The sequence below is a fragment of the Paenisporosarcina sp. P5_A11 genome, from assembly GCF_056400705.1.
Map to the genome: position 1 here is coordinate 1 of NZ_JBFUKT010000101.1, position 11,342 is coordinate 11,342.

The 11,342-nt window shown below is 37.2% G+C and carries 8 protein-coding genes; 6 read left to right on the forward strand and 2 right to left on the reverse strand.

All coding sequences use genetic code 11. The annotated features are described in order from the left end of the window. The 6 genes from AC1DOS_RS13235 to AC1DOS_RS13260 form a co-directional block, all read left to right on the forward strand. A partial coding sequence (locus AC1DOS_RS13235; RefSeq protein ID WP_477537887.1) for a magnesium transporter CorA family protein occupies positions 1-1,366 on the forward strand: 1,366 nt, incomplete at its 5' end. A gap of 255 nt (positions 1,367-1,621) precedes the next feature. After that, positions 1,622-2,728, forward strand: coding sequence for an ABC transporter ATP-binding protein (locus AC1DOS_RS13240; protein WP_477537888.1), 1,107 nt, complete (start codon positions 1,622-1,624; stop codon positions 2,726-2,728). After that, positions 2,718-3,542: an ABC transporter permease gene (locus AC1DOS_RS13245; RefSeq protein ID WP_477537889.1), complete on the forward strand. Its 825-nt coding sequence runs from the start codon at positions 2,718-2,720 to the stop codon at positions 3,540-3,542. Before AC1DOS_RS13240 ends, AC1DOS_RS13245 begins: the two co-directional genes overlap by 11 nt. After that, complete coding sequence (locus AC1DOS_RS13250; RefSeq protein WP_477537890.1) at positions 3,526-4,329, forward strand: ABC transporter permease; 804 nt, start codon at positions 3,526-3,528, stop codon at positions 4,327-4,329. The genes AC1DOS_RS13245 and AC1DOS_RS13250 overlap by 17 nt, the downstream gene beginning before the upstream one ends. Beyond that, positions 4,326-5,399 (forward strand): ABC transporter substrate-binding protein, encoded by a 1,074-nt coding sequence (locus tag AC1DOS_RS13255; RefSeq protein WP_477537891.1) that lies wholly within the window; start codon positions 4,326-4,328, stop codon positions 5,397-5,399. Before AC1DOS_RS13250 ends, AC1DOS_RS13255 begins: the two co-directional genes overlap by 4 nt. 452 nt (positions 5,400-5,851) lie before the next feature. Next, positions 5,852-7,039, forward strand: coding sequence for an MFS transporter (locus tag AC1DOS_RS13260; protein WP_477537894.1), 1,188 nt, complete (start codon positions 5,852-5,854; stop codon positions 7,037-7,039). 89 nt (positions 7,040-7,128) lie between these two features. Here AC1DOS_RS13260 and AC1DOS_RS13265 read toward each other — a convergent pair whose 3' ends face one another. After that, complete coding sequence (locus AC1DOS_RS13265) at positions 7,129-9,729, reverse strand: VWA domain-containing protein (protein ID WP_477537892.1); 2,601 nt, start codon at positions 9,727-9,729, stop codon at positions 7,129-7,131. After that, positions 9,713-11,342, reverse strand: a 1,630-nt coding sequence (locus AC1DOS_RS13270; protein WP_477537893.1) for a vWA domain-containing protein, incomplete at its 5' end; no start/stop codon positions are given. The genes AC1DOS_RS13265 and AC1DOS_RS13270, both read right to left, overlap by 17 nt.

The following is an 11,342-nucleotide window of genomic DNA, read 5'->3' on the forward strand; positions in this document are numbered from 1 at the left end:
GCGGGGAAATCTTGTAGAGCATTTACGAAAAAATCATTTCACCTTTTTTTCGTTAGATCAAAGAGATTTAGAGGAAGAGTATTACGGAGAAAACATTAAAGTTCAACATGAAGAATTGGACCAATATTTTTTACCTTTTCTAGAGTATAAATTGTTTCCTCTCCGAACGGATCAACAAGGATTTTTACGTTTTTCCAAGAAAGTAAATGAGACATTCTCTTTAGAAGTACATGACACAACTTTTTCATTTCTAATTAACAGTATTGATATTATGGTTTGTCCATTTGGGATTGGATTAATTACGATTCGAACAGAAATGGATCAAGAAAAGGAAAAGTTATGCGAAGTGCTTGATTTTATGAATCATTTTCGTGTATTAGAACCAAAACTCGATGAGGAAAAAGGTTCAATAATTCGCAAGGGTGATCGTCAGTTTCATACGACAAATGAATTTGTTTTCGGTTATCTTTGCCCTTCTCTCAAATCATTCATTATCCATGATGAAAAACGAGCAGGATATTTCGGAAGTCTACCTTTCTTTGAAGATGAACGTATGTTTTCGTCAGGTTTTTTCATTACAGATGGTGAACATCAAATAAGCAATGATCACTTATTTCGCATGGGTCAACTTGATGGGAAAAATCCCGAAGGAAAACCCTTTATGTCTAGTACAAATCAAGAATATATAGAGCGTTATTTAAATAAGCATCTTCATGATCGTTGGGCCCCAGATTCCTATACGGTTACTTCAGACCATGCCCAAATTACAGTATCCTTAAAATCGCCACAACAATTAGATCGACCACTTTCACAATTTATGGGGACTCATCATTATAATTTAATGCTTCATTACTTTTATAAGATCATGTTGCTCCGAATGTCGTTTGAATATAGTCAGGTTCAATGGAAACAAGATGAAGATTATGTAGAAGAGTTAATCGAATTAATTTCGAAATTCTCTGCTCGCTATTATTTTGGCGAAGTATCTGCACGAAGCGAAGGAAAAGAATTAACACAAACATACCATGAAATATTCCATCTGAATACCTTATACGAAGAAGTGAAACAAACATTAAACGAGCTTTACCGAGCACAAGAAAACCAAGCAAATAAACGGCATAATATGTTGTTATTCATGCTTACTGTCTTTACAGTGGTTTCTGGTATTTATGGAATGAACTTAGTTATCGAAGATTGGAAAGGTAAAACGGATTGGTCGAAAGTTCCTGGCTATTCGTTCTTCGAGTGGATTTCATTAATAACAGCATTAGCTGGTATTTCACTATCAATCATCTTACTTGCAACAACAGGTGCAAAAAGTTTTTGGAAAAAATCCAGAAAATGGAAAAGAGATCAATACAAGTAACTTCTCATCCTCGGATGGGAAGTTTTTTGAATTCACTTGAAAGAATTGGAGTTTTTTGTATAATAAAAGTCATTTATAGTAAACTCAATATAAAGTAAGAGTTTAGCTACATAGCAATCAGTAGGTGTAACTTGCAAATTGGTGGATTTTTATATTATAAAATTTCATATCATCATTAATATACAACTAACCATGATGACCTTTCAGAAGTTTTAGTTGTGCCTACACATTTTTTTATCACATAGGAGGTCAATCATGACAGACAAGACGATCATACGATTCGACAATGTTACAAAATCTTACAATGGAAAATCACCGGTCTTAGATAACGTTAGCTTTGAAATAGAACGTGGAAAGTTTTACACACTACTCGGTCCATCAGGTTGTGGGAAAACGACCATTTTACGTTTGATTGCAGGTTTTATGGAGCCCACTAGTGGTGAAATTTATTTTAATGGAAAAAAAATTAATCAAGTGCCAGCGAATGAACGGCAAGTCAACACGGTTTTTCAAGACTATGCTCTCTTCCCTCATTTAAATGTATTTGAAAATATCGCTTTCGGATTACGCATTAAAAAATTAAAAAAAGAAGAAATTAATCGTCGTGTATTAGAAGCTCTTAAGTTTGTAAATTTAGTAGGTTTTGAAAATCGTGAAATCGTAGAAATGTCAGGTGGGCAAAAACAACGTGTCGCGATTGCACGTGCAATTGTCAATGATCCGGAAGTCATTTTACTCGACGAACCTTTATCTGCGCTTGATCTAAAATTACGAACAGAAATGCAATATGAACTTCGTGAGTTGCAACAACGACTTGGAAAGACCTTCATTTTCGTTACACATGACCAAGAAGAAGCACTAGCAATGTCGGATGAAATTTTCGTTATGAATACTGGGGTAATTCAACAGAGTGGCACACCAATGGATATTTATGATGAGCCGATTAACCGTTTCGTAGCTGATTTTATCGGAGAATCTAATATCGTACCAGGTGTGATGATTGCCGATTATCGTGTTCAATTTGGAGGAAATGAATTTGAATGTGCTGATAAAGGCTTAAATCCAAACGAAAAAGTAGATATTGTCATTCGTCCAGAAGACTTAGAAATTACGGCAGTTGATGGAGGAAAAATAACAGTAAAGGTGGATACACAATTATTCCGAGGTGTTCATTTTGAATTGTCAACACTTGATAGAGACGGCAATGAATGGCTCGTTCATTCGACGAAAAGGGCTGCAGTTGGAGAGGAAATAGGATTAGATTTTGACCCAGAAGCGATTCATGTTATGCGTTTAAATGAAACAGAAGAAGAATTTGATAAGCGCTTGGATTCTTACGGAGTACGACAAAATGAAAACTAATTCAAATCGGTCGTTTTATTTAATACCCTATGTTGTATGGATGTTACTTTTTGTCGTTGCCCCTATTGTTTTAGTAGTTTATTTTTCATTATTCGACTTACATGGAAATTTCTCTTTTGTGAATTACCAAAATTTCTTTACATCTGTCTATTTAAAATTAACTTTAAGCTCTTTCTGGTATGCATTGGTAATTACAGGTTTCACACTATTAATTGCATATCCAACAGCATATTGGCTGACAAAAACAAAGCATAAACAATTATGGTTATTACTAATTATCATTCCTTCTTGGATTAACTTATTGTTAAAAACATATGCGTTTATCGGCATATTTGGCGTTTTCGGTCCAATTAATAAATTCTTGGAACTGTTTGGTATTGGAAAACAACAAATTTTATACACGGACTTCAGTTTCATATTTGTATCCGTTTATATTTTCATCCCATTTATGATACTTCCGATTTTTAATTCGCTTGATAAAATGAACCCCACATTAATTGATGCAGCACGTGATTTAGGATCGTCAACTTGGAATACATTCACAAAAGTGATATTCCCGTTAACAATCAACGGAGTAAAATCAGGAATCCAAGCAGTCTTCATCCCTTCCCTTTCTTTATTTATGATTACTCGATTAATTGCTGGCAATAAAGTAATAACGCTAGGAACTGCAATCGAGCAACAGTTCTTAGTTACTCAAAACTGGGGAATGGGTTCTACGATTGCCGTATTCTTAATTCTTTTCATGGTAATTATCATGATCTTAACTGGACAGAAGGACAAGGGGGAGCTTGTAAATGGACACAACAAGTAAATTTTCAAAAGTGTATTTAACACTTGTCTTTGTCATTCTGTATGCCCCTATCTTTTACTTGATTTTTTACTCATTTAATAGCGGTGGGACGATGTCTAGTTTCGAATCGTTTACTTTTGAGCATTATGCTGCAGTTTTTGAGGATACAAGACTTATCATGATTTTAATCAATACCATTATTATCGCATTATTGTCTGCGCTTATTTCTACTGCAATTGGCGTGATAGGTGCAATCGGGATTGTTTATTTACAAAAACGCAAGTCGCGCAATGCCCTTTTATCATTAAATAATGTATTAATTGTTAGCCCTGACGTAATCATTGGTGCTTCGTTTCTAATATTATTTACAATGGTCGGCGTGAAATTAGGTTTCGCTTCCGTGTTGATTTCCCATATCGCCTTCAGTGTACCAATTGTTGTAATCATGGTATTACCTAAATTACAAGAAATGAGCAGTACACTAGTTGATGCGGCGCTTGACTTAGGTGCGTCAAAACGAGATGTCTTAACTCGGGTTATTATTCCTTATATTAAACCTGGTATTTTTGCTGGATTCTTTTTAGCTCTAACTTATTCGTTAGATGATTTTGCCGTCACTTTTTTCGTAACCGGGAACGGATTTACGACATTGTCAGTTGAAATCTATTCAATGGCAAGAGCAGGGATTACGTTAACGATTAATGCATTGTCTGGTTTGATATTTATTTTCACGTTACTTTTAGTACTTGGGTACTATTTTGTGACAAACCGGGCGAAAAACCCACTTAGAAATGGGGTGCCGAAATGAAAGATATCATTCGTGCTGTTGTTGCAATCTTGGTTGTTAGTTTAGTGTTATTTATCATCAATTTCCAGTTAGACAAAACCTCTGGACGATCCGGTAACAACTCCATTAGTGTGTATAACTGGGGTGAATATATTGATCCTGAATCAATAAAGCAATTTGAGAAAGAAACAGGAATAACCGTAATCTACGAAACGTTCGATTCCAATGAAGCCATGATGACGAAAATCGAAAATGGTGGAACGTCTTATGATGTTGCGATGCCTTCTGAATATGCAATTGAAAAAATGAAAAAAAATGATTTGCTTATTCCGATTGACCACAGTAAAATTCCGAATTTAACAAACATAGATCCTTACTTTTTAGACTTACCTTTCGATCCTGGAAACAAATATTCCATTCCTTATTTCTGGGGAACTGTAGGAATTGCCTTTAATCCGAGTTTACTAGATGGTCAAACTTTTGAAAGTTGGGAGGATTTATGGGACCCTTCCCTAAAACAAGAAGTAATTTTAGTTGATGGTGCTCGAGAAGTCATGGGTATGGGGTTAAATACACTCGGATATTCACTCAATACAAAGGATGAAGGACAACTTCAAGAAGCTACCGATAAACTAAAAACCTTGTCTCCTAATATTAAAGCCATTATTGGGGATGAAATCGTGGAAACAATGCGCCGTGGTGAATCAGCTGTAGCACTTGTCTGGTCAGGTCAAGCAGCTGACATTATGTATGTCAATGAAGATATAGACTACGCTGTACCTAAAGAAGGTTCAAACTTATGGTTCGATAATATGATCATCCCGAAAACCGCTGCGAACGTTGAAGGCGCACATCAATTTATTAACTTTATGTTAGACCCAACAATCGCTGCACAAAATGCAGATTATGTTGGATACTCGACGCCAAATGAACAAGCCATTAAATTAATGGACCCGAAAGTAACTGGAGATGAACGTTTCTACCCGACAGAAGTAATGCGTGAACGCTTAGAAGTTTATAAAAATTTAGGTGTTGAAACTCTAGGGAAATATAATGAGCTATTTCTAGAATTTAAAATGGACGCTCAATAAAGAAAAGCGTAGTAGCCTACTCTAGCTCGACTCCGACGGTGGAAAGACCGAATCGAAAACGCGTTTTCGAATGAGGGCTTGAAGCGGAGGTGCGAGCTAGGCTACGGAGCTAGACATAACGAAAAGCTTAAAGCACCACTTTAGCTCGACGCCGGCTCTGGAAGAATGAAAGGCGAAGATTCGCCTTTCTGACCCCATAAAGGGGCCCGCGAGTTGGTGCTTGAAGCTAGACATAAAGAAAAGCGTAGTAGCCTACTCTAGCTCGACAAATGGAAATCCATCAATCTTGAGGACCTAGTAAAAACTAAATCATACTTCATTAAACTAATAGCATCTTCTAGAATACTGAAACTTGCCTAACAGACTTGTTAGGTTTTTTATTAGCATTTTTTTAGTTTTGTGTTAAAATTTTAGAGACTCGAAACATTTTCCAATAGAAAGTAGGCTGTAATATAGTGAGTAAATCTAATCGCTTTGCGCTATATGTACTAATGTTTAATATGTTTATTGCTATGTCAGGAATCGGATTAATTATTCCAATTATGCCTGCATATTTAGATACGTTTGGGGTAGCTGGTCAAGCTCTTGGGTTCTTAATCGCCATGTTTGCTTTTGCTCAATTTCTTTTTTCACCTTTAGCTGGCGACTTGTCAGATAAATTTGGTCGGAAGTATCTGATTATTGTAGGTCTTATCATTTTCGGTTTATCTCAGTTGATGTTCGGTGCTGCATCAGAATTATGGATTTTATTTTTAGCACGATTCTTTAGTGGGGTCGGATCGGCCTTTATCGTCCCTCCTATGATGGCATTCGTAGCTGATATTACAACTGAAGAAGAACGTGGTAAAGGGTTGGGATTGCTTGGCGCATCCATGTCTCTTGGTTTTATGATTGGACCTGCTATTGGAGGATTTTTAGCAGAAGTAAGCATCCATTTTCCTTTTTACGTTGCAACCGCCGCAGCTCTAATTGCTGCAACGATTTCAATGGTTGTTCTTCCAAAGACTAAGCCAACTGTTGTGAAAACTGATCTAATCGTTAAACGTGAAAACATCATCAAACAAATGAAACGTTCAACGAAAACACCATACTTTGTTATGTTAATCGTCGTCCTTGTTTTTTCGTTTGGTCTTGCCAATTTCCAAGCTACCATCGCTTTATATGTTGATAAAAAGTATGGGTTTACCCCAGGCGAAATTGCAGCCTTAATAACAGTGGGTGGTTTTGTCGGTGTGATTGTTCAGACGTTTGTCATTAATAAGCTGTTTAACCGTTTTGGGGAAATTAAAGTGATTCTTGTGAACCTACTCGTTTCTGCACTTGCCATGATTTCAATTCTTTTCGTAGATGGATTCTGGCCGATCTTAATCGTGTCCAGCGTGTTCTTTACAGCAGCTTCTTTACTAAGACCGGCAGTTAATACATTGATTTCTAAACAGGCTGGAAATGAGCAAGGATTTGCCGCTGGAATGAACAATGCTTATATGAGTTTAGGAAATATGATTGGCCCTGCCCTTGCTGGGATACTATTTGATATCAATATGAGTTTCCCTTATATGGCAGGTACATTAATATTAGTAATTTGTTTCTTTATTGCCTCAATTTCTTATAAGAAATCAACAGTCGTCATTCCACTATAAAAGGTTGTTCCAAGAAGTTTAACACTTCTGGAACAACCTTTTTTCACCTCTTGTTTTGCGCATAGTACCGAATGATCTTGTTGTTTATTTCATCTCTTCTTTTTCCCTTTTAATAGTTGAGACACATTTGTATCATGTTGAGTTGCAAGTGATTCTGGTTTTTCACGTTTCAACCCTTGTGGCAATCGTGAAAGCATTCCCCATCCAAATCGTCTTAATGTAATATCTACAAAAAATAACAACATAGCAACTAATACCAGCCATAATTGAATGCTTTTACTCTCTGAGCTTTCGAAGTCTATATCTCGCATAGCCTGTTCAGCTGTTGTTACTACTTTCCCACCTGTACGGTTAGAAATGTCTTGCAAGAGTCCTTTATTCGGTGGCTGAATTTTATACTCTTCACTATAGGGGATCGAAATCCCAGCTTGATACATACTGTTTTGTTCATTTGATATTCGTAAAAAAATGAGACCTGGATCTGCTTTAAAAGAAACTCTACTTTTCCCAGGGGCAATTGGTTCTGATAAACTGTCTATTTCCTCACCTGCTTCATTTACCGCAACAATGTCTAAAAATGATGACTGTCCTGATGAGTCAGAGACCGTATAAGAGCCATCTTCGGACTTCCGAATATCGAATGGTACTTCACTATATGAAGGTAGTAATCTAGAAACTGCGGTGTTCCAAAAATTCCCCCATTGATTGAAACGTGCAAAATCCCCACTCCATGCACCAGTAGAATCAGATGTGTACGCAATAGTTCTTCCTAGTCCATACATCCATTCAGCAATTACGGGATCTTCTTTAGTGCTTTCAGCAATAACGGTGGAAGTTTGTTTGGCAGTCGTTGCAATATATGCATTGAATTGAGGAACCCCTTCTTCAAATAAGCTCGTCCATGCAGGATCTCCACTTATAGTTGGATAAAAAGGATTATCTTCAATATAAGTTCTCGAGATCATGACAGTTTCTCTCGACAAAATCGCAGGTATAGTGCTTTCATCCATAACGTCATAAAACCGTCCCGTTCCGAACTGTGCAAGCTGTTCAAGGAGATTTCGATCAGCATCTTGACCTATAGCAACGGTAGATAAGGTTATATTGTTAGCTAAACCTTCTGTAATTAGTTCTTCATACTCATTTTGAGTAGCTGATTGCCCATCTGTTAACAGAATGATATGTTTCCTTTGCAACTTTAAATCGCTCAATCTGTCGTAAGCAAGATCTAGCCCAGGATAGATTTCAGTTCCTCCACCCACTGACACTGATAATATTTTTTCTAATGCTTTTTCTTTATTCGTTAATGTCTTGGCTTCGATAATCTCCCACGGTTTATCATCAAACGCAATAAAGCCAAGAGTATCGTCTTCTCTTAATAACTCAACCGAACGAGCTGCAGCTTCTTTTGCTAGTTCAAATTTATTGCCACTCATACTTCCTGAACGGTCCATCACAATGATGAGGCCAAGTGAAGGTAATTGTTGTTTACCTTTCACTTCCATTTCGACGGGGAGCAGCTTTTCAATAGGAGTTTTAAAATATCCACCCAAGCCATAACTATTATCTCCACCCACCATCATAAACCCAACCCCAAAGTTTTTAACGGCTTGTTCAATAACCGTCATTTTAGCTTCACCAACCTGGTAGCCAGGAACGTTATCAAAAATAATGGCATCGTATCCTAAGTAATTCGACAAGTCAAATGGTAACTCTGAAGCTGAAATCTCATCCGTCTTTACCACATCTTGATCAATATACGTCGGGATAGGTGACGGTAATTTATCACTACTTACAACCAATAATTTTGGTGCACTTTCCACCATCGTTACACTCGTTAATTGGTTGTTTTCAAGTAATGCATCACCTGTGATATTTAATTGAACTTGGTACTTTAACAGACCTTCCCCTGTTGATGCATGGCGAAGTGTGAATGTATTGTTCCCCGGTTCTATTTGTACTTGTTGTTTTGACAAGAATTGATCGTTTTGGGAAAGAATTAGTTCCCCTGTTACAGCTTTTGTTGACTCCACTTGCACGATTAGTTGTTGCTGTTCCCCCTCAAACGCTACTGGAGGTGTTTCGAAACTCGTAATGGCTACGTCGTCTGATTGAGGACGCTTTAATAAGTACGTATCTATTTCAACATGACTGCCAGCCATTCGTGACAGTTGATCGGATACGGAGCCACTATTTTCTAATCCATCTGTCAACAAAACAATACGCGTTGCTTTTTGCTGATTCGCTAAGTTACTTGCAAGCTGAATACTTTCAGCAATATTTGTCAAACTCTTATTTTCAGATCCGTTGAACTCTGGAACATCTTTTGTGCCTAATGATAAGGGTACTTGTGTTTGAAATTTCTCATCAAATGAATATAAGCCAACCGCTTGGTGTTGTTTCTTTTCAGAGAGTGCTTGGACGAGAAACTCTGTTGACTGTTGTTCAGTACCATCTGTAGAGGCTGACCGATCCACTAAAAATAATATTTGCTCTTCTTTTATAGGCAATAAGAGTGTTGGCATTGCCATAGCAATGATTAGTAAACTCACTGCTATTACACGAATTGTAAATATAAAGGTGTGTTCACGTGTGTAGTGTTTGTGATTTTTCCACCAAGCATATGTAAAATAAACTGCTGGAAGAAGCAATAACAGGAGCCAAATAGGCGATTCAATTCGAAATCCCACGACGACGTTGCACCTCCCATTCAATGATTAATAACAAAACAATGAGAAGTAAAAACCAAGGAACAAGTGATGTTTTTACCGTTTCTTGCACACCATCTTGTGAAGCATTGCCAATTGCAAATGATGTCCCTTTTTCAATGTGTTTCTCTTGTTGTTCTAAGGCAACGGCAAATTGTTTTTCAGATTGTCCTGACTTGATGAAATACAGGCCAGGCCGACTCGGTGCAGAGAATTGACCACCATTTTCAAAAGAACTAATATATTCTTCTTTGTTAGAAAAAATCTCCCACTCTTTTGCAGATTCATCTGCCACTAACGAAAGTGCCTTTCGCTCATTTGGAGAAAAAGTGCCAAGATCGTTATTGTTCACTGACATTTGTTCTCTTGAACTCCATAAGAACAATGGAAAAGACGGATGAAGAGGCCAATCGGTCATTTGAATATCTGTTAAGATAACTAAATCGCCTTTTTCTGAACGTTGTATAAATGGTTCGTCTCCCACACGAGCAATTGTTTCATAGTTTTGAAATGGAGGATATAAACTGCTAACAAAGATATCCGACATATCTGTATAAGCAAACACATCATCTCGCTCAGTCGTTATTAATCCGTTCACTTCTTTTGCCTTTTCATCATTTCGACCAATTAACATAACAGGTGATTTGGAAGCAGTTAGTCGGGATGTTTGATTCGTCACAACGATTGCTTCTTCAGACAAATCCGCTAATTGTTCTGTTGGTACAGAACTCACCGGAATATCCATCGCTTGAAAAGCAGCAGTGACCAGTTGGTGTAAATTTCCATCTACATATGTTTGAGATGCTTGTTGTTGCAAAAGAATGGTTGATTCATTATCGACAACATAGTCATCCTCTATATTTAGAGACGCGATTAACCCAGTCGAATTCGGTAAGTCCTTGAACGACAAAGCTAATGTATCATTCGGAGGAATCTCTACCGATTCCTTGACAATAACGTCTCCCTTTACCATAGACCTTATTTCAAAAGTTCCTCGCTTTACGATAGCTGTATCATTTGAAAGTTGAGCCAGTGCTGATATTCCTTTATCGGATGCAGTAGCTCCAAAACGCAGAATAGAAACGTTTTCCAAGTTCTCTGGAGACCCTTTAACAAACCATGTAACCTTGTCGCTTTCTATAGGGAGTTCACTTCTCTCAACATGATCAGTGAACAAATAAATAGCCGTTTCATTTCCTTTTAAAAGTGATTCCGTAAAGTCCATCATCTTTGGTAAATTTTCTTGTTCATATTGAACCTCTAATTTATCAATGGTCGATTTTATAAATGCAACATTCGTTTCATCACGTAATAATATCGTTGGTTCTTCACCAGTAGTCATTAACGTTAACGGTTTTCCCGCTAATTGTTCAGACAATGTCATCATTTCTTGTTTATGCCTTTCAAAAACGGACTCTCCATTTGCAGAAGCAAGCATAGTTGCTGAAGTATCTACTACCCAAATAATGTGTTCACCAGCAATCGCACGTGATTTTAGATACGGTTGCAACATTGCGAACACAAGAAGTATCAATGCCAGCATTTGCAAGTAAAATAATGCATTTCGTTGCAAGTATTGAAGATAAGGAGAAACT

Coding starts and splice junctions, on each gene's coding strand:
- AC1DOS_RS13240 (WP_477537888.1), top strand. CDS start 1,622: ATGACAGACAAGACGATCATACGATTCGACAATGTTACAAAATCTTAC.
- AC1DOS_RS13245 (WP_477537889.1), top strand. CDS start 2,718: ATGAAAACTAATTCAAATCGGTCGTTTTATTTAATACCCTATGTTGTA.
- AC1DOS_RS13250 (WP_477537890.1), top strand. CDS start 3,526: ATGGACACAACAAGTAAATTTTCAAAAGTGTATTTAACACTTGTCTTT.
- AC1DOS_RS13255 (WP_477537891.1), top strand. CDS start 4,326: ATGAAAGATATCATTCGTGCTGTTGTTGCAATCTTGGTTGTTAGTTTA.